Origin of the sequence: Microbacterium sp. MMO-35 (assembly GCF_037147555.1) — a bacterium.
In the GTDB taxonomy this organism is placed as follows: domain Bacteria; phylum Actinomycetota; class Actinomycetes; order Actinomycetales; family Microbacteriaceae; genus Microbacterium.
In genome coordinates this window covers 76,433-99,646 of record NZ_JBBCVH010000008.1, presented here as the reverse complement: position 1 = coordinate 99,646, position 23,214 = coordinate 76,433, and the positions used below count along the sequence as shown (strand labels likewise).

21 protein-coding genes are annotated in these 23,214 nt (G+C 71.1%); 4 read left to right on the top strand and 17 right to left on the bottom strand.

Annotated features, from left to right (window positions below; all coding sequences use genetic code 11):
• Window positions 1-90 precede the first annotated feature (90 nt).
• Window positions 91-1,530, bottom strand: a complete 1,440-nt coding sequence (locus tag WFJ01_RS15545; protein WP_251438508.1) for a helix-turn-helix domain-containing protein — start codon at window positions 1,528-1,530, stop codon at window positions 91-93.
• A 110-nt stretch (window positions 1,531-1,640) separates the two neighbouring features.
• On the opposite strand from WFJ01_RS15545, the gene WFJ01_RS15540 reads away from it, so the two are divergent.
• Window positions 1,641-3,509: a phosphoenolpyruvate carboxykinase (GTP) gene (locus tag WFJ01_RS15540; protein WP_251438507.1), complete on the top strand. Its 1,869-nt coding sequence runs from the start codon at window positions 1,641-1,643 to the stop codon at window positions 3,507-3,509.
• 106 nt (window positions 3,510-3,615) lie between these two features.
• On the opposite strand, the gene WFJ01_RS15535 is transcribed toward WFJ01_RS15540, so the two are convergent.
• The 9 genes from WFJ01_RS15535 to WFJ01_RS15495 all read right to left on the bottom strand — a co-directional run bounded on the left by WFJ01_RS15535 (window position 3,616) and on the right by WFJ01_RS15495 (window position 14,096).
• On the bottom strand, window positions 3,616-4,728 hold the full coding sequence (locus WFJ01_RS15535) for a ring-opening amidohydrolase (RefSeq protein ID WP_336629565.1): 1,113 nt from the start codon (window positions 4,726-4,728) through the stop codon (window positions 3,616-3,618).
• The gene (locus tag WFJ01_RS15530) at window positions 4,725-6,017 is read right to left on the bottom strand and encodes a hypothetical protein (protein ID WP_336629564.1); all 1,293 of its coding nucleotides are present in this window, start codon (window positions 6,015-6,017) and stop codon (window positions 4,725-4,727) included. Before WFJ01_RS15530 ends, WFJ01_RS15535 begins: the two co-directional genes overlap by 4 nt.
• 103 nt (window positions 6,018-6,120) lie before the next feature.
• Window positions 6,121-7,251 (bottom strand): sugar phosphate isomerase/epimerase family protein, encoded by a 1,131-nt coding sequence (locus WFJ01_RS15525; RefSeq protein WP_251438504.1) that lies wholly within the window; start codon window positions 7,249-7,251, stop codon window positions 6,121-6,123.
• Window positions 7,251-8,075: an ATP-binding cassette domain-containing protein gene (locus WFJ01_RS15520; RefSeq protein ID WP_251438503.1), complete on the bottom strand. Its 825-nt coding sequence runs from the start codon at window positions 8,073-8,075 to the stop codon at window positions 7,251-7,253. The genes WFJ01_RS15525 and WFJ01_RS15520 overlap by 1 nt, the downstream gene beginning before the upstream one ends.
• Window positions 8,072-9,100, bottom strand: a complete 1,029-nt coding sequence (locus WFJ01_RS15515; protein WP_292881667.1) for an ABC transporter ATP-binding protein — start codon at window positions 9,098-9,100, stop codon at window positions 8,072-8,074. Before WFJ01_RS15515 ends, WFJ01_RS15520 begins: the two co-directional genes overlap by 4 nt.
• 8 nt (window positions 9,101-9,108) lie before the next feature.
• Complete coding sequence (locus WFJ01_RS15510; protein WP_251438501.1) at window positions 9,109-9,981, bottom strand: ABC transporter permease; 873 nt, start codon at window positions 9,979-9,981, stop codon at window positions 9,109-9,111.
• Between the two features lie 12 nt (window positions 9,982-9,993).
• Window positions 9,994-11,034: an ABC transporter permease gene (locus WFJ01_RS15505; RefSeq protein WP_336629563.1), complete on the bottom strand. Its 1,041-nt coding sequence runs from the start codon at window positions 11,032-11,034 to the stop codon at window positions 9,994-9,996.
• 5 nt (window positions 11,035-11,039) lie between these two features.
• Window positions 11,040-12,632, bottom strand: a complete 1,593-nt coding sequence (locus tag WFJ01_RS15500; protein WP_295034631.1) for an ABC transporter substrate-binding protein — start codon at window positions 12,630-12,632, stop codon at window positions 11,040-11,042.
• 219 nt (window positions 12,633-12,851) lie between these two features.
• Window positions 12,852-14,096: a M24 family metallopeptidase gene (locus WFJ01_RS15495; protein WP_336629562.1), complete on the bottom strand. Its 1,245-nt coding sequence runs from the start codon at window positions 14,094-14,096 to the stop codon at window positions 12,852-12,854.
• Window positions 14,097-14,632: 536 nt separating this feature from the next.
• On the opposite strand from WFJ01_RS15495, the gene uraD reads away from it, so the two are divergent.
• From uraD to WFJ01_RS15480, 3 genes are all read left to right on the top strand, one after another.
• Window positions 14,633-15,172: a 2-oxo-4-hydroxy-4-carboxy-5-ureidoimidazoline decarboxylase gene (gene uraD / locus WFJ01_RS15490; RefSeq protein WP_336629561.1), complete on the top strand. Its 540-nt coding sequence runs from the start codon at window positions 14,633-14,635 to the stop codon at window positions 15,170-15,172.
• Between the two features lie 84 nt (window positions 15,173-15,256).
• On the top strand, window positions 15,257-16,222 hold the full coding sequence (locus tag WFJ01_RS15485; protein ID WP_336629560.1) for a hypothetical protein: 966 nt from the start codon (window positions 15,257-15,259) through the stop codon (window positions 16,220-16,222).
• A gap of 9 nt (window positions 16,223-16,231) precedes the next feature.
• A complete protein-coding gene (locus tag WFJ01_RS15480; RefSeq protein ID WP_336629559.1) occupies window positions 16,232-17,266 on the top strand; it encodes a S66 family peptidase in 1,035 nt (344 codons plus the stop codon).
• A gap of 30 nt (window positions 17,267-17,296) precedes the next feature.
• Here the strand turns inward: WFJ01_RS15480 and WFJ01_RS15475 are convergent, their stop codons facing one another.
• From WFJ01_RS15475 to WFJ01_RS15445, 7 genes are read right to left on the bottom strand one after another with little or no spacing between them, the layout of a single operon-like run.
• Window positions 17,297-17,500, bottom strand: a complete 204-nt coding sequence (locus WFJ01_RS15475; RefSeq protein WP_251438494.1) for an AsnC family protein — start codon at window positions 17,498-17,500, stop codon at window positions 17,297-17,299.
• A 44-nt stretch (window positions 17,501-17,544) separates the two neighbouring features.
• The gene (locus tag WFJ01_RS15470) at window positions 17,545-17,997 is read right to left on the bottom strand and encodes a hypothetical protein (RefSeq protein WP_336629558.1); all 453 of its coding nucleotides are present in this window, start codon (window positions 17,995-17,997) and stop codon (window positions 17,545-17,547) included.
• A 49-nt stretch (window positions 17,998-18,046) separates the two neighbouring features.
• On the bottom strand, window positions 18,047-19,528 hold the full coding sequence (locus tag WFJ01_RS15465; RefSeq protein WP_336629557.1) for an aldehyde dehydrogenase family protein: 1,482 nt from the start codon (window positions 19,526-19,528) through the stop codon (window positions 18,047-18,049).
• Window positions 19,525-20,772, bottom strand: coding sequence for a M20 family metallopeptidase (locus tag WFJ01_RS15460; protein WP_251438491.1), 1,248 nt, complete (start codon window positions 20,770-20,772; stop codon window positions 19,525-19,527). The genes WFJ01_RS15465 and WFJ01_RS15460 overlap by 4 nt, the downstream gene beginning before the upstream one ends.
• Window positions 20,765-21,436: a DUF1028 domain-containing protein gene (locus tag WFJ01_RS15455; RefSeq protein WP_336629556.1), complete on the bottom strand. Its 672-nt coding sequence runs from the start codon at window positions 21,434-21,436 to the stop codon at window positions 20,765-20,767. The genes WFJ01_RS15460 and WFJ01_RS15455 overlap by 8 nt, the downstream gene beginning before the upstream one ends.
• Window positions 21,433-21,897, bottom strand: coding sequence for a RidA family protein (locus tag WFJ01_RS15450; RefSeq protein WP_251438489.1), 465 nt, complete (start codon window positions 21,895-21,897; stop codon window positions 21,433-21,435). The genes WFJ01_RS15455 and WFJ01_RS15450 overlap by 4 nt, the downstream gene beginning before the upstream one ends.
• Complete coding sequence (locus WFJ01_RS15445) at window positions 21,894-23,192, bottom strand: flavin-containing monooxygenase (RefSeq protein ID WP_336629555.1); 1,299 nt, start codon at window positions 23,190-23,192, stop codon at window positions 21,894-21,896. Before WFJ01_RS15445 ends, WFJ01_RS15450 begins: the two co-directional genes overlap by 4 nt.
• Window positions 23,193-23,214 lie beyond the last annotated feature (22 nt).

Sequence of the window (23,214 nt, the reverse complement as noted above, 5' to 3'; positions counted from 1 at the left end):
ACGAAGACAGGACGGAAACGGCGGATCCTTCCTGCATTCGTCGCAGGATCCTGCAGAGTTCCACGCCGGACCGGCCGGAGCGGGTCGCGCCTACTGGGCGGCGTGCCGGTCGAGGAAGGAGTACACCTCGTTGTCGTCCACGCCCGGGAAGGCGCCGCGGGGGAGCGGCGAGAACATGTGCGTGTGCACGCGGGCGCTCGGCCAGGCCTTGCTGCTCCACCGCTCGGCGATGCCCGCCGGGGCGCGACGGCAGCACGCCTCGTCGGGGCAGGTCGACTGCGCGCGGTCGCCGGTCTCCCGTCCGCGCCACCAGCGGGCGTCGTCGAACGGCACGCCGACCGTGATCGAGAAGCCGCCGCCGTCGGTGGATCCGGTCTGGGTCGAGCACCAGAAGGTCCCCGAGGGCGTGTCGGTGTACTGGTAGTGCTCGGTGGTGCGGTTGCGCTGGCTGAAGGCCGCCCTGGCCGAGAACTTGCGGCACACGGTGAGGCCCTCGACGGATCCGGTGACGTCGGTCGGCAGCGGCAGGTCGTCGTTCTCGTACACGCGCGTGAGCGCCCCCGACTCGTCGACGCGCAGGAAGTGCAGGCGCATGTCGAGGTGGGTGGTCATGAGGTTGGTCATGCGCATGCCCGCCGCCTCATGGGTCACCCCGAACGCGTCGCGGAAGTCCTCCACGGCGAGGTTGCGGTCCTTCTTCGCCTGCTGCAGGAAGGCGACCCCGGCCGTCTCCGGGATGAGGCAGCAGGCGGCGTAGTAGTTGATCTCGAGCCGCTGCTGCAGGAAGTCCGCGTAGTCCGTCGGGGGAGTGTGCCCGAGCAGCCGGTGCGCCATCGCCTGCAGCGCCATGGAGCGCAGGCCGTGGCCGCCCGGGATCGACGCCGGCGGCAGGTAGATCCGCCCGTGCTCGAGATCGGTCACCGAGCGCGTCGAGTGCGGCAGGTCGTCGACGTAGAGCAGCTCGAAGCCGAGCTGCTCGGCCATGATGCTGACCGTGCGGTGCGTGAGCGCTCCGGAGGAGTGCCCCGCCGCCCGGAGCTGCTTCTCGGCGAGCGCCTCGATCTCCGGCAGGTGGTTGTCCAGGGCGCGCATCTTCAGCCGCAGCTCCGTGTTCGCGCGGCGGGCCTCCTCCGGCGTGGCGATCGCCTCGCGCTCGCGCCGGTGCAGTTCGCGGTGCAGGCCGAGGATCGACTCGATCGTCTCGTCCGGCATGCCCTTGCTCACCCGCACCGGGGAGATGCCCAGCTGACGGAACACCGGGCTGGACTGCGCGCGATCCAGTTCGATCTCCAGCGCCGCACGCCGGTTCGGCGGCTCGCCCGAGATCAGGTCGCTCACCTCGGTGCCCGTCGCGTCGGCGATCGCCTGCAGCAGCGACAGCTTCGGTTCGCGCTTCCCGTTCTCGATGAGGCTGAGCTGGGATCCGGCGACGCCGACGGCAGCGCCCAGCTCGTCCAGCGTCATGCCGGTGCGGGTGCGGTGATGACGGATGCGATGTCCGAGGGTGGTGAGCTCGAGTCCGGAGGCCATGGAATTGATACTAGCGAAAGAATTGAGTTTCTTGACGCCGCAAATGACACAAAGACTGGCAAATGCTGGCGCAAGATGGGTGTAACGCCCCACCCTTTAAGGAGCAGACCATGGCTATCGCCGAGACGTCCACCCCGCGGATCTCCCCCCTCGCCCCCGTGCGCGAGTACGGTGCGGCTCCCGAGTACGACACCCCGGCCTTCGCCGAGCTGTCGGCGTGGGTCGAGGAGATCCGTGCCCTGACCCAGCCCGACCGCGTGCACTGGATCGACGGCTCCGCGGCCGAGAACGACGCGCTGCTGCACGAGCTCGTCGACGAGGGCAAGCTCATCAAGCTGAACCCCGAGTGGCGCCCCGGCTCCTACCTCGCCCGTTCGCACCCCAGCGACGTCGCGCGCACCGAGGGCCGCACCTTCATCGCCTCCGAGAAGGAGATCGACGCCGGCCCCACGAACAACTGGGCTGACCCCGTCGAGATGCACGCGAAGATGACCGAGATCTTCGAGGGCTCCATGCGCGGTCGCACGATGTACGTCGTGCCGTTCTCGATGGGCCCGGTCGGCGGCCCCATCTCGCAGATCGGCGTGCAGATCACCGACAGCGCCTACGCGGTCGCCTCGATCGGCATCATGACCCGCGTCGGCGCGGCGGTGGTCCGCCAGATCGCGGAGGGGACGCAGTGGGTGCGCACCGTCCACTCGGTCGGCGCCCCCCTCGCCGAGGGCGAGGCCGACACCACCTGGCCGTGCAACGACGAGAAGTGGATCGTGCACTTCCCCGACACGCTCGAGGTCTACTCCTTCGGCTCGGGATACGGCGGCAACGCGATCCTCGCCAAGAAGTGCTTCGCACTGCGCATCGCCTCCGTGCTCGCCCGCGACGAGGGCTGGATGGCCGAGCACATGCTGCTCATCCGCGTCGTCTCGCCCCAGGGCAAGGCCTACCACGTGGCGGCCGCGTTCCCGTCGGCGTGCGGCAAGACCAACCTCGCGATGCTCCGCCCGACGATCCCCGGCTGGAAGGTCGAGACCCTCGGCGACGACATCACGTGGATCCGCCCCGGTGCCGACGGCCGCATGCGGGCGATCAACCCGGAGGCCGGCTTCTTCGGCGTCGCGCCGGGCACCGGCGAGTCGACCAACGTGACCGCGGTCGAGACGCTCTGGGGCAACACGATCTTCACGAACGTGGCGCTGCGCCCCGACGGCGACGTCTGGTGGGAGGGGCTGACCGACGAGGCGCCCGCGAACCTCATCGACTGGGAGGGCAACGCGTGGACGCCGGAGAGCGGTCGCCCCGCGGCTCACCCGAACTCGCGCTTCACGGTGTCCGCGGCCCAGTGCCCGCAGATCGCGGAGGACTGGGAGGACCCGGAGGGCGTGCCCCTCGACGTGATCCTCTTCGGCGGCCGCCGCGCCACCAACGTGCCGCTCGTCGTCGAGGCGACGGACTGGAGCCACGGCGTCTTCCTCGGTGCGACCATCTCGTCCGAGCGCACGGCCGCGGCCGAGGGCACGCTCGGCGAGCTGCGCCGCGACCCGTTCGCGATGCTGCCCTTCTGCGGCTACAACATGGGCGACTACTTCGCGCACTGGCTGAAGATGGGCCGCAGCGTCCGCTTCGACAAGGCGCCGCGCATCTTCCAGGTGAACTGGTTCCGCCGCGGCTCCGACGGCCGGTTCCTGTGGCCCGGATTCGGCGACAACGCCCGCGTGATCGACTGGATTATCCGTCGCATCGAGGGCGAGGTCGGCGCCGTCGACAGCCCCATCGGCCGCCTGCCGAAGATCGAGGACCTCAACCTCGAGGGCGCGGACGTGACCGACGAGGACCTCGCGGAGCTGTTCCGCGTCGACACCGCGTCGTGGAGCCGCGAGGCCGACTCGACCGAGGAGTTCTTCGCGACGTTCGGCGACCGCCTCCCGGCGGCGCTGACGACCGAGCTCGCCTCGCTGCGCTACCGCCTCGCGAGCGCGTGATGACGTGATCCGGCGCCTCGCGCCGGATCCACCAGCCCGCGGCGGCGGGACGCAGGGGATGAAAAGCTGAGTGGTCCCCGGCGTCCTGTCGCCGCGTTCTTCGTTCTCAGCCCACATCGAGGACGATGGCCAGGGTGCCTCCTCCCGGGGGGCCCTGCTGGACCCCGCCCGCGGAGATCCAGATCATGTTGTCCTGCAGCATGGCGGAGAACGCGCTGGCGACCGCGGTCTTCAGGTTCCTGACGTACGTCGGATCCTCCGTGACCAGTCGCCGGCCGCGGAGGAGTCCGCCGACCGGCTCCTGGTACTTCACATAGGTCGCGAGGATGCGCGCGCGCACCTCCGGCGGCAGCGGGCCGTCGCCCACGGCGATGCCGGCGTCGCGCACGGCGCGGGTGACGGCGCCGATGTCGAGCAGGTCGGCGATGACGGCCCGGCCGACCCGGAGCCGGCCCCCCGCGCCGCGCCGGTTGCCGAGGGCGAGCAGGTGGGTCTGCGGCCCCGCACCGCCCACCCCCTCCCAGATGTTCGACGAGACGGCGACCCTGTCGCTGAAGAGCGCGGGATCGGTGCCGATCGCCGCGTCGTCCGGAAAGGGCGCTCCCTCGACCGCGACGCGCACCGCCTGCGCGATGCTTCCGCTGGAGAACCGGAAGACCCCCTGCGGCGACAGCTCCGGGATCGGCGCGCCGGCCGCCCGTGCGGCGGCGATGTCCTCGAGCGCGGGGTAGTACGACTTGCCGATCACGAACTCGACGTCCTCCGGCGCCATCCCGGCATCCGCGGCGGCGGCGCGCACCGCGTCCGCGTTGGCCCGCACATGCGCGGCCCCGCCGATCCACTCGGGGAGGATCGCCGCGGAGACGGCGCTCCCGATGGCGAGCCGCGGCAGGCCGTCCGCGGCCGGCTCCGCGACGGTGCGCGTGTACACGACGAGGTGCGGCGTCATGACGGTGCCGACACCGGCGCTGAAGGCCATCGGCAGTTCCTCGACGGCCCGGGCCGGGCGGCTCCCGTGGTCGAGCAGGAAGCGCCGCACGGCCTGGTCCGCGTCCACGCGGCTCGAGTCGTAGGTGTCGCCCCAGCCGCCGGTCTTGCCGGTGACGGCGACGATGTCGTCGGGCTCCAGGCGGCCGTCCGCGACGAGCGCCTGGAGCCCGGACACGTCCCGCAGGCCCGCCATGGGCACACGGAACGCGTCGACCGCGCGGGCGGTCACGGGCGGCTCGGCTCGCGCGTGCGCACCGACTCCCGCAGCACGGCCTCCGCCTGCTCCGGAGTGAGCCAGCGCGGGTAGTCGTCGATCGCGTCGATCGCGTCGTTGAGCGCCCGGTATCCGTGCTCGACGGCGACGTCGTCGAGGTCCAGGCCGAGGTTCGCGGCGAGCTGGCGCACCATGGATCGCGTGCTGAGCCGATCCCACACCCAGCGGATGTCCGCACCGACGACGTCGGCGTGCACGCAGCCCGAGATCGGCGGGAAGGTCCGCACCCCGTCGCGCAGGGAGCTCAGCGCATCCATCGTCGTGCTCTTCAGGTACGCATAGCCGCCGGTGATCGGCTTGAGCGCCGGGTTGGGGATCCCGGTCTCCTCGTAGACGAGATCCGACAGCGCCTGCAGCCGGTCGAGCCTGATGCCAGTGTCGACGCCGTAGAGCACCTCCAGACTCGTCGCGACCTCCTCCAGCGGCGGGAAGCCGCATCGGTAGGAGACGCCGTTCACGGAGACGTCCGGTCCCGCCCCCGCGCCCGCGGCGGCGATCGCCGCCGCGGTGCCGAGTCCGAAGTCGTCGTGCACGTGCATCGTGAGCGGCACGGGCGTGGTGAGCCGGGAGCGGAAGCGACGGACGAACACCCGCATCGCCTCGGGTCCCAGGCTGCTCGTGGAATCCATCAGGTCGATCCGTGCGGCCCCGAGGGCGACGGCCTCGTTCGCGGCGCGCATCATCTTGTCGAAGTCGCGCCGGCCCGCCTGTGCCAGCGTCACGGTCCACTGCAGGCCGTTCGCGGCGGCGTAGCCGGTGACCTCGGCGAGCTGGGCGAACTGGCGCGCCTCCGCCTCCGGGGAGGCGGCCTCGACGATGCCCGGTCCGATGACGGCGGCGCCGAGCTCGAGGAGCAGATCGACGGTCGAGCGGGGGTCGATCGCCGGGGTGCCCTCGCCGTTGCCGAGCAGGGTGTCGGCGTACACGTTGCAGGTGAAGCCGAAGCCTCCGGCCAGGATCTCGCGCACCAGCAGGAGCTCGCGCGCATTCGGCTCGTCGTCGCCCCACCAGTCCAGGTTGAGGCTCTCGTCGCGGATGCCGATGTCGTCGAGCGCCTGGGCGATCCGCAGGTATCCGTCGATCGTCGTGCGCGTGCCGGCCGTGTAGTTGGTCTTGCGGAGGGTGCTGTCGATCAGGCCCAGAGGTCGGGGGAAGTCGAAGTCACGGGTGACCTCGTCCTCGAAATTGACCGGGCTGACCCAGTGGCTCCCCTCGACCCGGAACTCGCGGTGGGGGTTGATCATCTCTCGTCCTTCGTCTTTCGTGCTCGTCGTTCGTGCTCGTCGGGGACCGGTCCGGCGGGCGTCGGGGACGCCCACCGGACCGGTGCGTGGCGGGGCGCTGTCCTCAGCGGCCCGCGCCCGCGGTCGCGGCGACCGGGGTGTGCAGCGGATAGCCGGCGTCGGCGATGATGGACCGGGCCATCCGGGCCCCGGTCCGGATCGTCTCGACCGCCTCGTCGTACTCGTAGGGCTGCGTCAGGTAGCGGCGCCAGTCCGGCACCTCGCCCGAGGCGATGCGCATCTCGTACGCATGCACCATGTCGAGGTAGGCGGCGAGCTCCTCCACGCCCAGGTCGGGATGACCGGCGAGGAACTCGGGTTCGAACGCCTCGATCACCCGCGGATGCGGAGCCGGCGCCTTGTCCGCGTAGGGCTGGGGCGGCTCGATCGTCACGTTCATCCGCGGGTTCGCGGCGATGATGATCGGCAGCAGCCCGGCGAAGTCGACGAGCCCGGTGCCGTAGGGCCGCAGCTGGTGGGCGAGCCCGCCCTCCTCGTGCGCCACGTACGCGTCCTTGAGGTGCGTCTGGCGCACGTACGGCGCGACGCGTCGCGCGGCGAACACCGGATGCTCCATGCGCTGCAGCACGTTGGACGTGTCGAACACGATGCCGGTCGTGTCCGGCCCCACGGCCTCCACGAGGCGCACCAGCTCGAAGCTCGTGACCTCTTCATGGGTCTCCAGGTTCATGTGGATGCCGAGGTCGCGGGCGATCGGGGCGAGCCGCTTGAGGAACTTCTCCGTCGCGGCGAGCTGATCCGCCCAGTCCGCGTCGGTGCGGAACCGGTCGTACGCGAGTCGTCCGAAGTAGTCGCCCTTGAAGTTGGCCGTGGCGACCCACAGCTCGCGGCAGCCGATGGCGGCGCTGGCCTCCATCATCCGCCGGAAGCCGCGCAGGATGTCCCCGTCTCCGATGGCCCGCAGCTCCGGCGCCTCCGGATTGGCATACGGATTCACCTTGCCGAGTCCGGTCTCCAGGTACAGATCCAGGTCGTCGGCGCGTTGACGCAGCTCGCGCAGCACGCCGTCGTCCAGCGTCGGGCTCATGTCGAGCACGCTGCGGAAGAACAGCCCGTCCATGCCCAGCTCGTGAGCATGATCGATCGTGGCGAGCGGCCCGCGCCGCGCGGCCTCGGGGATCTTCTTGCCGTCGACGCCCACCCGGATGCGGTGGGTCGATGCCGTGCCGGTCATCACGCCACCTTCTCCTCTTCGAGCCTCTCCCGCGCCCGTCGCCGGGCGACGGTCGGGTCGGGGTTGGGCACGGCGGCCAGCAGCGCCCTCGTGTAAGGGTGCGTCGGGTTCGCCAGTACGGTCTCCGACGGCCCCTCCTCGACGATCTGGCCGAGCTGGATGACCGCGACCTGCGAGCAGATCTGCCGCACCACCGCCAGGTCGTGCGCGATGAACAGCACGGTGAAGCCGAGATCCTCCTGCATGTCCTGCAGCAGGTTGAGCACCTGCGCCTGCACCGACACGTCCAGCGCGGAGACGGGCTCGTCGCAGATGAGCAGCTTCGGTCCCACCGCCAGCGCCCGCGCGATGGCGATGCGCTGCCGCTGGCCGCCGGAGAACGAGCGCGGGTAGCGGTCGAGATCCCGGTCGCTGAGTCCGACCTGCATGAGCAGCTCGGCCACGCGGGCCCTGCGCCGCTTGCGGTCCGGTTCGAGGTCGTGCACGAGCAGTCCCTCGCCGACGAGCTTCTCGACCGTCATCCGCGGGTTCAGGCTCGAGGTCGGGTCCTGGAAGACGAACTGCACCTCGCGCCGGATCCGCTTGAGCGTCGCGCCCTTGGCCTCGGGGATGTTGATCCCGTCGTACGTGACCGTGCCGCTCGTGGGCTTCTCCAAGCCCATGATGCTCTTGATGATGGTGGTCTTCCCGGATCCCGACTCGCCGACCAGGCCCGTGATCGTGCCCGCCTCCACGGTCAGGTCCACGTCGCGCAGGGCATGGACGGGCTCGCGTCCGAGCGCGTGGAACACCTTGTTCACATCGCGCAGCTCCAAAAGGCTCATGCCGCCGTCTCCTCTCCGGCGAGGGGATAGAGGTGGCAGGCGACGACGCCGCCGTCCGGAGCGGGCCGCAGCTCGGGCACCTCCCGTGTGCACAGGTCGAACGCCTTGGGGCACCGCGGGTTGAAAGCGCAGCCCGTGGGACGGTTCGCCGGGTGCGGGGGCGCGCCCGCGATCGTGAGCAGGCGGGGGACCGTCTGGTCGATGCGCGGCACGGCCTGCAGCAGACCCTGCGTGTAGGGGTGGGCCGGGCGGGCGAACAGGGTGTCCACCGTGCCCTCGTCCACCTTGCGGCCGGAGTACATGACCGCGACGCGGTCGGTGAAGCCGGCCACGGTGCCGAGGTCGTGCGTGATCAGCAGCACCGCGAGCCCGCGCTCCTTGGACACCTTGTCCATGAGCGTGAGCACCTGCTCCTGCACGCGCACGTCCAGGGCCGTGGTGGGCTCGTCCGCGATGATCAGGGACGGATCCGAGATCAGGGCCATCGCGAGGACGACGCGCTGTCGCATGCCGCCCGAGAACTCGTGCGGATAGGCCCTCATCCGGGCTTCGGCGTTGACGACGCCGAGCTCCTCGAGCACGGCCTTCGCACGCCGGGCGGCCTCTGCGCGCGGCACGCCGGCGATGCGCAGGGGCTCCATGACCTGGTCCCCGACCGTCATGAGCGGGTTGAGTGCGCCCATCGGGTCCTGGAAGACCATGCCGATCCTGTGCCCGCGGACTCCGACCATCTGCTTCTCGCTGAGCGCGAGCAGATCCTGGCCCTGGAACTCGACGGATCCGCTGAGGCGGAAGTCGGGGTCGAGGCGCATGATCGAGCGGGCCGTGACCGACTTGCCGGATCCGGACTCGCCGACGAGTGCCACGCGGTCGCCCGGGCGCATCTCGAGGCTGAAGTCCTGCACCAGGCGGACCGGGTCCTCCTTGGGCCCCGCGTCGATCGTGAGATTGCGCACCGACAGGAGCGGGGCGGATGCCGGCGCGATGCCGGTGTGCCCGGGACGGGCGTTCGTGAGAGTGTTCATTGCCGTGCTCACCTTCTGCGAAGGGCGGGATTGAAACGGACCTGGAGGATGTCGCCGAGCAGGCCGAAGGCGACGGCCGTGATGGCGATCGCGAGACCGGGTGCGAAGGCGGCCCATGGCGCGGTGGCGATGATGCCCTTCGCGCTGGTGACCATGGCGCCCCACTCGGCGCTCGGCGGCTGCGCACCGACGCCGACGAAGGAGAGCCCTCCGAGGATGAGGATCGTGTTGCCGATGTCGCCGGCCCACTTGACCACGAGCACGTCGAGCGAGTTCGGCAGCACGTGGTGCAGCATGAGCCTGGTCTTCGAGACCCCCAGCACGCGGGCGTTCTCGACGAACGGCTGGTTCATCGTCTCCTTCATGACGCCGCGCAGCACGCGGGCCGTGACCGGCCAGCCGGTGAGGATCATGGCGATGACGGCCGAGTTCAGGCTCGGGCCGAGCGCCGCGGCGACGCCGAGGGCGAAGATGATCGGCGGGAACGCGAGCGCGGCGTCGACGATCCGCATCAGCACCTCGTCGGCCCACTTGCCCCCGAGGGTGGCGAGGGTGGCGACGAGGATGCCGATGATCGAGAAGCCGGTCACGATGATCACCGAGCTCAGCAGCGACGACTGCGCGCCGGCGATGATGCGCCAGAACACATCACGGCCCTGCTCGTCCGTCCCGAACCAGTGCGCGGCGCTCGGCGGCTGCAGCGCGTTCAGGATGTCGGAGCGGTAGACCGCCTGGTACGGCGCGATCAGCGGGCCCACGATCGCGAGGATCAGCAGCAGGGCGACGACGATCGGGATCACGATCTGCATCCCGGAGATGCCCGTGATGGAGCGGACGGTTCGGCGCCGCAGGGGCGCGATCATTGCGAGGGTGTTGCTCATGGCTCTCTGCTCCTAACCCAGCTGCCCGGCCCGCAGACGCGGGTCTCGGATGAGCTGGAGGACGTCGACGATGTAGTTGCACACGACCACCAGGACGCCGATGACGAGCACCCCGCCGAGAACGGCGAAGGTGTCCTTCTGGGCGACCGCGTTGGTCAGATAGGAGCCGACCCCCACCAGACCGAACACGGATTCGACCAGGACGGCGGCGCCGACCATCGCTCCGAACTGGATGCCGACCAGGGTGATCGAGGGGCCGATGGCGTTCGGCAGCACATGCCGCCAGACGAGCTGCCGCTGCGGCACCCCCTTCGCCCGGGCGACGGTGAGGTGCTCGCGGGCGAGCACCTGGATGAGCTCGGCGCGCATGATCCGGTACAGCTGGGCGGCGAACGGCAGGGCCAGGACGATCGCCGGGAGGATCAAGTGCTGCACGCCGTCCCAGGCGGCCAGCGGATTGCCGGCGAGCAGGGAATCCAGGATCACCGAGCCGGTCCGGGTCGGGACGTCGAAGCCCCGGGACAGGCGACCGGAGATCGGCACCAGCTGCAGCTTCGTGCCCAGGAGGTACTGCAGCAGCAGTGCCAGCCAGAACGTCGGGAGTCCGGCGCAGACGATCACGAGCGTCTTGATCGTGAGGTCGGCCGCGCCGTCCCGCCGCAGCGCCGAGAGGGTGGCCAGCGGCGTCACGCAGGTGACGACGATGATCACCGCCAGCAGCACCAGCTCGATGGTCTGCGGGAGCACCTGTCCGATGCCCTGCGTGACCGAGACGTGGGTCGTGATCGAGGTGCCGAGGTCGCCGCGCACGAGCCGTCCGAAGAAGGTCGTCAGCTGCACGAGGAACGGCTGATCGAGGCCCAGGGCCTTGCGGACCGCCTCGACCTGTTCGGGACTCGCGTTCTCGCCTGCGGCCACGCGCGCCTCGTCGCCGGGGATGAGCTTGACCATGAGGAACACGAACGCACTCAGGCCGATGAGCGTGATGACCGAGGAGAGCGCCTTGCGCAGCAGGAACGCCGTGGTCTGCCGCGCGGGATTGTTGCCCGTCATCGCCCTCACCCCACGCGCAGGGTGAAGAACGAGATCGGCGTCGCCGACCAGGAGAAGTCGATGCCCTTGAGGTCGCTGCGGTAGCCGACCGGGAACGCCACCTGGAAGAGGTTCGCCTGCACCGAGTCGTCGCCCACGATCGTCTGCACCTGCTTGTAGAGGTCGCAGCGATCGCCGGCATCGGCCACGGTGCGCGCCTTCGTGAGCAGGTCGTCGACCTTCGGGTTGCTGTACGCGCCCTTGTTGGTGCCGCCGATGTTCGCGGAGTTGTAGAGCTTGTCCAGGCCCGCGCCGGGATCCGGGGTGAGGATGTAGTCGTTGATCAGGGTGAGGCCGGGGATGGTCGCCGGGTCCGCGAGGGTCTTGAGATAGTCGGGGAACGCGATCGGGACCAGGTTCACCGTCACGCCCAGGTCCTTCAGATTGGACTGGAACAGCGTCGCGATCTGGGTCTGGGTGGAGTCGACGGACTGATAGCGCAGGTCGAGCGAGGTCGCACCGAGCCCGGAGAGCAGCTCCTTGGCCTTCGCCTTGTCCTGCGCGGACGGCTTGGCGTCGGGGCGGCAGGTGAACGCGGGGGACAGGATCCCGCTCGAGATCGCGCCGTTGCTGTCGAGGATCTTCTGGAATCCTCCGGAGTAGTCGAAGGCGAGCTTGAGGCCCTCACGGATCTTCGGGTCCGCCGTGGGTCCGGTCGAGGTGTTGAACCACAGCTGGGTCTGGCCCGACGTCGGCACGAACTTGACCGAGACGTCGCTCTGCCCCTTCAGGGCGGCGGCGTCGACGGCGGACAGGCCGAAGGACACGTCGATGTTGCCGGCCTTGAGCTCGTCGCGGTTCGTGGCGCTCTCATCGATGCGGCGGAACACCATCTGCGTGGGGCGCTTGTCGTCGAATCCCCAGTACTTGTCGAACCGCTTGACCGTGGTGCCGTCGGCGGACGACGTGCCTGTGCCCTCGAACGGGCCGGTCCCGGCCTCGTGCGCCTGCAGCCAGCCCTGCGCGTCGTCGGCTCCGGCGTTCTTGGAGACCAGGTCGGCCTCCATGATGTAGACGTTCGCGAGGCCGTTGATGAAGAACGCGTTCGGCGCCTTGAGGTTGATCACGACGTGCGAGTCGTCGACCACGGTGGTCGAGTCGTAGCCCTGCAGCAGGGACGCGACGCCCTGCCCCAGCCGGATGTAGCGGTCGAAGCTGTACTGCACGTCCTTCGCGGTCAGCGGTGTGCCGTCGTGGAAGGTGACGCCGTCGCGCAGGGTGAAGGAGATCGACTTCGCGTCGTCGGCGACGGCGAAGTCGCTGGCGAGTGCGCCTACCATCTTGTTGTCCTGGGCGGCGTCGAACTTGATGAGCGGCTCGTAGACGATGTTGTCCACCATGTTGGTCTGCGCGTAGTCCGCGCGCAGCGGGTCCATGGTGTTGAACTCGTGCTTGAAGCCGACGACGACCGTCGTCGATCCGGCGGTGCTGCTGCCTCCGGCGGCACCGCCGCCGGAGGCTCCGCCGGCGGTGCAGCCGGCGAGGGAGGTGGCGACGAGCGGGATGGCGAGGAGTGCGGCGCCGAGGATGATCCGGCGGCTGCGGTTCTGAGATGACATGGAGTGACTCCTGGATGAGAAAAGGGTGATTTCTCAGGGCGCGGGCTTGCGCCCTGCTCGGGGTTCGGGCATCACCGCACAGAAGACCCTTGAGGGTGAGGGGCAGCCGTGCGATGGCTCTTGTGGAGTGCTCCGGTGTCTGATGTTGAGTTGTGCGATCCGGATCGGGATCCGGGTGAGGGCTGCGGGCCGCGTTGCGTCAGCCGCAGGGTGTGCGGATCAGATCTCCCAGATTCCCCTGGGCGATTCGGTGATCCAGACGGCCCCGTCATCGGTGACGAGGGCCATGTCGCCGGCGACGATGCAACCGAGACCGGGAACGGTGAAGTTGGGATGCACTTCGATCACCATTCCCTTCTCGATCAGGACGCCGGAGTCATCGAGGGACCTGTCCCGGAGGGGGTTGAGGTCCCGGGCCATCCCGGGCTCGACATAGGTCAGGCCGAGTCCGTGACAGCTCTGGAAGCGGAACGGATCCGTCTCCCGGGTGAAGGGGGCGTGCAGCGCGTACTGGTCCTCGATGACATCGATGACCCGGTGCAGCGGCTCGCCGGGACGCATCGCCGCGAGGGCGGCATCCTGGATCTGGAGGAGGATCTCGGCATAGGCGGTGAGCTTCGCGTCCGGCCGTCCGCGGACGCCCATGCGCAGGCACTGACCGAAATAGCCCTCGTAGGCCGTGGTCGTCCCCAGCTGAACGCGATCGCTGTCCGTGATCAGGTCGGGGAGCTCCATGAACTCGAAGTAGGTGGTCGGCGGCTCCTCGCCGATCGACAGCCAGCAGTTCGCCGAGTCGGCGCCGAGCAGTCGCCCGGTGTGCTCGATCTCGGCCATGACGGAGGGCCCGGAGGCGCCGGGCCGGGCGGACTCGGCGAACGCCGCCGCGATCATCGCATCCGAGATGCGCGCCGACGTGCGGAGCATGTCGACCTCCTCGGGCGCGCGTGTGAGGCGGAGCCGGTCCAGCAGGCCCTCCGCGGCCACGATCCGATACTCGCGGAATCTCTCCGTCAGCTCCTGGTGGGCCGGATGGCTGAGCTCGTCGATGCCGATCACGCCGATGCGCGCCCCGCGGCGGATGCCGGCCTCGGCGAGGATCCGGGCGGCGGCTTCGGGGTGCAGGCGCTGTTCGCCCGCCTGCACGATCTCGCCCAGCCAGGCCGACCGCCGGGAGAACTCGCGGTGCTCGTGCACGCCGAAGGCCAGCACCGCGGCGGCGCCCGAGGCGCTGAGGAGCACCGTGGACGGGGTGGGCCGGGCCGAGTACCCGGCGAGGTACTGGACGTATCCGGCGGTCTTCGTCCGCGACCCCAGGAGGCGAGGGCTGCCGAAGACGATGAGCGCATCGAGGTCGTCGGCGATCATCGCCGTGCGGACGCGCTCGATGCGCGCTTCCAGGACCGGGACCGGCACCGTGCCTGTGAAGCGCTCTGGCGCGGCGACCACGGCCTCCGCGAGGCTCACGGGAGCCGGTCCGGGGAGGAGTCCGGGAGTGCCGGGGAACGGTGGCCGATTCCGGCGATCCGCGCGGGGGTGCGGAGCCGCGACGACGCGGTTCCTGCAGCCCCGGGTGCCGAACTCGCCTTCGGCACTCGAGCGTCTGAAGCAGCCATGATTCAGAGCCATTCCTTCTTGATTCAGGACCCCTCGGGTCGGGGTGACCTTACTGTAGGGCTAGACCAATAGTTCCGCAAGAGGAGATCTTACTTTCACGATGTGAGATCTCTTGCGGCCAGTCGCGCCCCGCAGAAACGGTGTACCGAAATGGTGTACCAAAGTTCCCCTCTGCGCAAGAGTCTCTTCGCCGCGCATCGGCACCCCGGTTGGTACACCGCCTGCGGTGACGGTGTACCAAAACCTTGACGCGATCGTCGGCGGATGCTTAGATCGAGCACGCGCGGGGCTCGATGGAAACAGATTCTCGTATGTCGGAATCGACTCTCACGGTTCCGCACATCCTGGGGCCGCTGTCGCGTCCGAAGAAGTCAAGGGAGATCTCCATGTCCTCATCCCGGCCCGCGGCCGTGACCGCGCTCACGCTGGAGCAGATCAACGCCTTCGATCAGGACGACTTCGTCGCGGCACTCGGGCCCGTGTTCGAGAATTCCCCGTGGGTGGCGCAGGGCGCGTGGCGGGCGCGCCCGTTCTCCGACGTGCGGGAGCTGCACCGGGCGATGTTCGCGGTCGTCAAGGCCGCAGACCGGCAGACGCTGGTCGACTTCCTCAACGCGCATCCGGCGCTTGCGGGGAAGGAGGCGCAGGCCGGCGAGATGACCACCGAGTCGGTGGGGGAGCAGGCCAGCGCGGGGCTCGACGCGCTCAGCCCCGAGGAGCTCGCGCGCATCGGAGAGCTCAACCGCACCTACCAGGACCGGCACGGCTTTCCGTTCGTGATCGCGGTGCGCGGTCACACCAAGGAGTCGATCCTCGCCGAGTTCGAGCGGCGCAGCGGTGCGGACACCGAGGCGGAGCTGCAGACGGCGCTCGCCCAGATCGCGCTGATCTCGCGCGGCCGGCTCGACCGCGCCGTCTCGGGCTGAGCGACGTCCCGCACGCCCGCCCACGAGATGACCGACCCGCGTCGCGCACCTGCGCATCCCGGATCCACGGGGTAGCGTCGCGTCATGGACGTCATCGAGTACCTGATGCAGGGGGATCCCGCGATCCGGTGGCAGGTCCTCCGGGATCTGACCGATGCCGGGCCGGAGGCGGTCGCGGCCGAGCGGGCCCGGGTTGCGCGGGAGGGCTGGGGAGCGCGCCTGCTCGCTCTGCAGGCCGAGGACGGCCTCTGGGACGGCGGCGTGTACCGCCCGGGCTGGGTCGACGAGGAGCGCCCGATGTACGACGCGTGGACGGCGACCCATTTCAGCCTGCAGCAGCTCGTCGACCTCGGCGCCGACCCCGAGGACCCGCGGATGCGGAGCGCCGTGACCCGCGTGCGTGAACGGGTGCGCTGGGACCAGGACGGCGCGCCCCGGTACTTCGACGGCGAGACCGAGCCGTGCATCAACGGTGTCGTGCTCTCGATCGCGTCCTACGTCGGCGAGTCCGGCGACGCGGTCGTCCGCACGATCCTCGACGGGCAGCTCGCCGACGGCGGATGGAACTGCTGGGCCGAGTACGGCGCCGAGGTCTCCTCGCTGCACTCCACGATCTGCGTGCTCGAGGGCCTGTGGGACTGGGAGCAGGCCACCGGCGGCACCGTCGAGTCGCGCACGGCGCGCCTCGCGGCGGAGGAGTATCTGCTGGAGCGCCGGCTGTTCCTGAGCAGGCGCACCGGAGCGGTCATCGACCCGCGGTTCACGATGGCCTCCTACCCGGTGCGCTGGTACTACGACGTCGTGCGGGGGTTGGACTACCTGCGCCGCTCCCGCCCGGAACCGGACCCGCGGTGCGACGAGGCGCTCGCCCTGCTGCGCGCGCGACGCCGCGCCGACGGTCGCTGGGCGCTGGAGAACGAGCACCCGGGCCCGATCCCGTTCGAGCTGGACGGCGAACGCGAGGGGTTCCCGAGCCGCTGGGTCACGCTCCGCGCCCTGCGCATCCTGCGCTGGGCCGGCGACGACATCGGGCGCACCCCCGCCGCCTAGGCTGGGGCGATGCAGCTCCCTCCCAAGGCCCGGCCCGGCGACCGGGTCGCGGTGCTCTCGCCGGCGTTCGCGGCGCCCGCCGTCTCCATCCCCGTCCACGAGCAGGCGATGCGGCGGCTGCAGGAGATCACGGGACTCGTGCCGGTGGAATACCCCACCACCCGGCTCCTGGGTGCGTCCCCGCAGGCGCGCGCGGCGGATGTCAACGCCGCCTTCGCGGACCCGGCGATCCGCGCGATCGTCTCCACGATCGGCGGCGACGACCAGATCCTGGTGACCCCGCACCTCGACCCGGCCGTGGCGCGGGCCGACCCCAAGCCGTTCCTGGGATACAGCGACAACACGAACATCCTCGACTGGCTCTGGCGGCAGGGGATCGCGGCCTTCCACGGCGGATCCACGCAGGTGCACCTGGGGCCCGGTCCGCGGGTCGACGGGATCCACGTGCGCTCCCTGCGCGCCGCGCTGCTCGACGGCGGCGAGATCGAGCTCGACGAGCCGGGGGAGTCGGAGGACTTCGGCGTGCGCTGGCAGGAACCGGCCGCACTCACGCGGTACGGGGAGCGGGAGCCCGTCTCGCCGTGGGTCTGGGCGGGGCCGGCGGCGCGCGTCCAGGGACGGACCTGGGGCGGATGCCTGGAGGTGCTGTCCCAGCTCGCGCTCGCCGGCCGCTTCCCCCCGGGTGAGCAGCTGGACGGTGCGATCCTGCTCCTGGAGACGAGCGAGCGGTTGACGCCCGCGCCTGCGGTGGCGGAGCAGCTGCGCGCCTACGGGGAGCGCGGACTGCTCGCCCGCGCGGCCGGGGTGGTGGTCGCGCGTCCGCCGGCGAGCACGCACGAGGTCGTCCCGTCCGTGGAGGAGCGCGCGGCGGCGCGGGCGGCGCAGCGCGACGCCGTGCTCGCGGCGATGGCCCGCTACAACCCCGAAGCGGTGGTATGCGTGGGCGTGCCGTTCGGGCACACCCGGCCGCAGTGGATCCTGCCCTACGGGGGCCGGATGGTGCTCGACGGCGCGCGCCGGATCATCACCGCCGACTACGCCTGAGGCTTCGGGGCCGGTGCGCCGCCGCTGCGGTCAGCGGCGACCGAAGCGGCGGTGCGCCGCCTGCCGGGTGATGCCCAGGGCGCTGGCGATCGCCTGCCAGGAGTAGCCGGCGGCACGCGCCCGGCGCACCTGCACCTCCTCGGCGCGGGCGATGTCGCGGCGCACCGCGACCAGCCGGTGCAGTTCGGCGAGGGGCTCGCCCTGCGGGTCCAGATCGTTCGCCGTCTTCGTCATGGCATCCTCCTGTATGTCAATGCTGGTTGACATGGGGGGCGATGTCAATCGACGTTGACGGATCCCGTTGCGCTGTCGGCGAAGGAGCGGACGAGACGCCGCCGGCGCGCGATGCCGATGGCCACGGCCGCCGTCATGAGCAGCGCGAGCTCCGTGCTGCCGAGGGTCAGGGCGGCGCCGTGCAGGGCGTCGAGACCGGACGCGGTGCTCGGAGGCGCCGGATGCCGGTGCCCGCCGATCCCGGATCCGCTCGACGCCACGTGCAGCAGCAGCATGCCGGCCGACATCGCCAGCGCCCCGCCCCAGGCGGCGTCGGGCGGAGCGGTCCGGCGCGGGCGCAGGCACAGCAGGCACCCGGCGGCGAGGGCGAGCATCGCCAGGCCGAGGGGCGACGGCGCCGGCAGCAGCAGCGCGAGATGCACGACGACGCAGCCGGCCGATGCGAGGAGCACCGCCCCCTGCAGTCCGGTCCAGGCGACCCGTGTCGTCGCTGCCATCCCCGTGCTCTCCCTTCCGTGATGCGCCGAGGCCCCGCGGGCGTGCCCCTCAGCCGTGCTGGAACCAGGTGGTCTTCCAGTCGGTGTAGTTGTCCACCGCATGCCGGGAGAGATCGCGGCCGAATCCCGACTGGCGGAACCCGCCGAACGGCGTGGTGAGCCCCAGGGCGTCGACGGTGTTGACCGACACGGTGCCGGCGACGAGACGCTCCGCCACCCGGTGCGCGCGACCGAAGTCGCTCGTCCACAGCGACGCGGCCAGGCCGTACTCCGTGTCGTTCGCGAGCCGGATCGCCTCGTCCTCGTCGTCGAAGCCCAGCACCGCCACGAGCGGACCGAACACCTCGACATGATGCAGGTCGTGGTCGGCGCCGAGACCGGTGACGATCGCGGGGCGCAGGTAGGCGTCGGATCCGGTGATCGTCACCCTGTCTCCGCCCGCCACGAGCTCGCCGTCCGCGGCCGCCCGCGCGATCGCGGCGGACACCTCGTCGGCGTGCGCGCGACTGATCAGGCTGCCGTTCCCCTCGGCGCCCGCGAGCGGGTCGCTCGGGGCGTACTCCTGCGACGCCGCGGCGAGAAGGGCGACGAACTCGTCGTGCACGGCGCGCTGCACCAGGATCCTCGAGTTCGCCGAGCACACCTGCCCCTGGTTGTAGAACGCGCCGAACGCGGCCTTCGCCGCAGCGGCCTCGAGGTCGGCGTCGGCGAACACGAGGTTCGAGCTCTTCCCGCCCGCCTCCAGCGCCACGCGCTTCATGTTCGAGGTGCCGGCGCTGATCATGAGCCGCTTCGCGACGGCGGTCGAACCGGTGAAGGCGAGCACGTCGATGTCGGGATGCTGCGCGATGCGCTCGCCGACGACGGATCCGCGACCCGGCACGACGTTCAGCACCCCCGCGGGAACTCCCGCCTCGAGTGCCAGATCCGCGAGGCGCAGCGCGCTCAGCGAGGTCTCGGTCGCGGGCTTGTGCACGACGCTGTTCCCGCTCGCGAGGGCGGGGGCGAGCTTCCAGGCCGCGATCTCGAGCGGGTAGTTCCACGGCGTGATCGCGCCGACGACGCCCAGCGGAACGCGCCGCACGAGGGCCGTGGATCCGGGCGGCGTGGTGGGGATCTCATCGAACCGCTTGTCGGCGAGCTCGCCGTACCAGCGGAACGTCTCGGCGGTGCCCGGCACATCGACCGTCAGGGTCTGCGCGATCGGCTTGCCCGAGTCGAGGGTCTCCAGCAGGGCCAGCTCTTCGAGGTTCGCCATGATCAGGTCGGCGAGCCGCACGAGCACCCGACCGCGGTCGGCCGCCGCCCGACGGCTCCAGGATCCGGCGTCGAAGGCGCGCCGGGCGACGCCGACCGCCCTGTCGACGTCGTCCGTGGTGCCGGAGGCGAGGTCGGCCAGGTGGGCGAGCGAGCCCGGGCTCTGCACGGCGATCGTCGCGCCGTCGGACGCAACGACGCGGCGGCCGTCGATCACGGCGCGTCCGTCGATGCCGAGGCTGCGGCTGCGTGCGGTCCAGTCGATGGTGCTCATGCGGCGCTCTCCTTGAGGGTGGTCTGATCGTGCTGCGGGTCGTCGGAGTCGCGGTCGTGCGGGCGGTCCTCGGCGCCCCGGCCGGCCGGGGTGTCCGAGGCCCGCGGATCCGGGGCGAAGACGTCGATCACCGTCCACGCCATGAGGACGGCCGCGTCCCGCAGGGCCTGCTCCGCGACGGGGCCCACGCAGGCCGCTGCGAACTCCTTCTGATGGTTGCCGTACGGCAGTGATCCGACCCCGATGTAGGGGTGGATCGCGGGGACGAGCTGCGAGACGTTGCCCATGTCCGTCGACGCGCGGTTCATGCGGCCGGCGACCGCGGGATCGGCGAACACCCGCCCGCGGGCGAGCGCATTGCGGCGATAGGCGGCCAGGGCGCGCTCGTCGGTGCGGAACTCCGCGTAGGGCTTGCTCTCCGGAGTGATCCGCAGCGTCGCACCGCTGGCGAGCGCCCCCGCCTCGAAGCAGCGGTTCACCCGCGCCTCGAGCACCTCCAGCTCGGCGAGGGAGTTCGCGCGCACGTACCAGCGCCCCTCGGTCCGCTCCGGGATGGCGTTCGGCGCGTACCCGCCGACGGTCTGCACGCCGTGCACACGGGTGTCGGCGGGCAGCTGCTGGCGGAGCAGGCCGATGGCGACCTGCGCGACCAGGAACGCATCGTTCGCGTTGACGCCCTGATCGGGGTACGCGGCGGCGTGCGCGGAGACCCCGTCGTAGGCGATGTGGCTGTGCGAGACGGCGAACGGCCGCGCCTCGGCGACGTCGACGGGTGCGGGATGCACCATGAGCGCGAGGGCGAGATCCCGGAACGCCCCGGCCTCGATCAGCTCGATCTTGCCGCCGCCGCCCTCCTCCGCCGGTGTGCCGTAGACGCGCACGGTGAGCCCCAGCTCGTCGGCGAGCGGGGCGAGTGCGAGCCCCGCGCCGACCGCGCTCGCGGCGATCAGGTTGTGCCCGCATGCGTGCCCGAGGCCAGGGAGGGCGTCGTACTCGGCCATGATCCCGATGACCGTGGGACCCGAGCCGGCTTCGGCGAGGAACGCGGTCGGAAGGCCCAGATATCCGGGCGTCAGGCGGAACCCGCCGGCGGCGAGGGCCTCGGCGACCCGGGCCGCCGAGCGGTGTTCCTGCCATGCCGTCTCCGGATCCGCGTGCAGCGCCTCGGAGAGCCGGATCAGGTCGGCGGACGCGGCGGCGACGACGGCGTCCGCCGCGTCCTTGAGCGCGCCGGTCTCACGCATCGCCGGGCACTCCGTACGAGGGTGCGGCCGAGGGATCCAGGCCCCGCGTGACGTAGTCGTCGCGCTGCGGGAGCCAGAGCTCCAGCAGGGTGCCGAGCTCGGCGATCGGATCCCCGTCCGTCCAGTCGACCCGGAGGTCCGTGACCCGCCAGCCGGCGTCGCGCACCACGGAGAGCCCGGCGGAGTGCACAGGGCCCTCCTCGCCGCCGGCGGCGACGGCCACCTGCAGGGCCGCGAGCAGGCGCCGCTCGAGGTCGCCCTCGGCGGCGGCGAACGCGTCGACCATGAGCTGCGGGATGTCCGTCGAGGCGAGCATGTTGCCGCCCGCGGCGACCCCGGAGCCGGTGGCGGCGCCGACGTTGCCGAGCGCGCGCTCGCCCGAGTAGACGGCCGCGCGCCCCGCCGCGTCGACGACGAGGAGCTGGCGGAAGGCGATGTGCGCCGTGCCGGCGACCGCGGCGGCCAGGGCCTCCTCGGACGACGCGCCGCCGCGCAGGGCGTCGAGCAGGATCGGTCCGAGGCGCGGATCCGTGATGTTCTGCGAGTTCACGGCCCCGACACCGTCGGCCAGGTGCACGCAGCGGGCGGCGACCGCGGGCGAGGACGACGAGATCGCGGATCCGAACGCCCCTGTCTCGTCGCGGGCGACGATCGAGAACGTCATCGCGTCGCCTCGTCGAGGGCGGAGTCGCGGCCGTCGGCGCGGTCGGCCGGGGTGCTGATGACGGCCGTCGCGTCGATCTCGACGAGCCATTCCGGGCGGGCGAGGGCGCTCACGACCAGCCCCGTCGAGACCGGGAACACGCCGGTGAGCCAGCGGCCCATCACCCGGTAGACGGTCTCCCGGTAGCGGGGGTCGATGATGTAGACGACGACCTTGACGATGTCCTGGAGCGAGGATCCGGCCTCCTCCAGCAGCATCGCGATGTTGGCCATGGCCTTCTCCGCCTGGGCCTCGACGTCGCCGATCCCCACCGACTCCCTGGTGTCCAGATCCTGGCCGATCTGTCCCCGCAGGTACACGACGCCGTTCGCTACGACCGCCTGGCAGAGATCGTTGTCGAGGTTCTGCTCGGGGTAGGTGACCTTCGTGTTGAAGGGGCGGATGCGGGTGTGCGCGGTCATCGGGCGACTCCTGACGTGACGAGGGCGGGTGCCGAGGGCTCGGATGCGGGACGGTACGCGGCGTAGCCGCGCTGGATGCCGATCTGGTCGGCGATGTAGCGCGCATCGTGCCAGACCCCCCAGAGGAAGCTGGATCCGCGGCGGGACTGCCAGGGCAGGCCGAGGAAGTAGACCCCCGGCTCGGCCGAGACGCCGCGCTGGTGGCGGGGCCGGCCCCGTTCGTCGAACGCGTCGGGGTCGATCTGCAGCCAGGAGTAGTCGAGCGCGAAGCCGGTCGCCCACACGATCGAGGTGACACCGGCGGCCTGCAGGTCGAGCGCGAGGAGCGGGTGCGTGAGGCTCTCCGGATCCGGGCCGATCACGTGCGCCTCCGGCTCCTCGGGCAGGTCGAGTCCGTTGCGCCGCACGTAGGCGTCGGCCTCGTCCAGCACGGAGAGGTAGTTCGCGTCGCCCGCGGCGATGTTCGCGCGCAGGTCGGGGGCGATCGCGAGCACGCCGTCCTCAAAGGCGCCGGCGCGGCCGAGCAGGGTGACCCCGGTCGCGGCGAGGGCTCGGAAGTCGACCGTGTGCCCGCCGTGCGCGCCGCTCACGGCGATCGTCACATGCTCGGCGCCCACCGGGGGAGCGGCCATGTCCCACTTGCCGAGCACGCCCAGCCACCAGCAGAAGTCCCGGCCGCGGTAGCTGCGCGGCGGCCGGTCGTGCGGACCCACCGCGAGGAAAACCTCGCGGCCGGAACGCCGCAGCTCGTCGGCGATCTGCACGCCCGAGGATCCGGCGCCGACCACGAGCACCGCGCCCTCCGGGAGCTGCGCCGGATTGCGGTACTGGTTCGAGTGGATCTGGTGGATGCCGGCGTCCTCCGGCACGACCGCGGGGATGATCGGGCGCTGGAAGGGGCCGGTCGCGGCGACCACGTAGCGGGCGTCGATCGTGCCCTGGTCGGTCTGCACCCGGAAGCCCGGCCGGCCCGGGAGCCGGGTGACGCTCTGCACCTCGACGCCGGTGCGGATCGGCGCCTCGAACTTCTCGGCATAGGCGACGAGGTAGTCGGCGACCTGCTCCTTGCCCGCGAAGGCGTCGGGGTCCACGTCGAACTCGAGGCCGGGGAACCGGTCGTGCCATGCGGGCCCGTTGGCGACCAGCGAGTCCCAGCGCCAGGAGCGCCAGCGCTCCGCGATGCGATCCCGCTCGACCACCAGGTGCCCGATGCCGGCCCGGCTCAGGTGCTCGCTCATCGCGATGCCCGCCTGGCCGGCGCCGACGACCAGCACTTCCACCTCTTCGTGCGACATCCGTTCCTCCACTGCGCCGTTC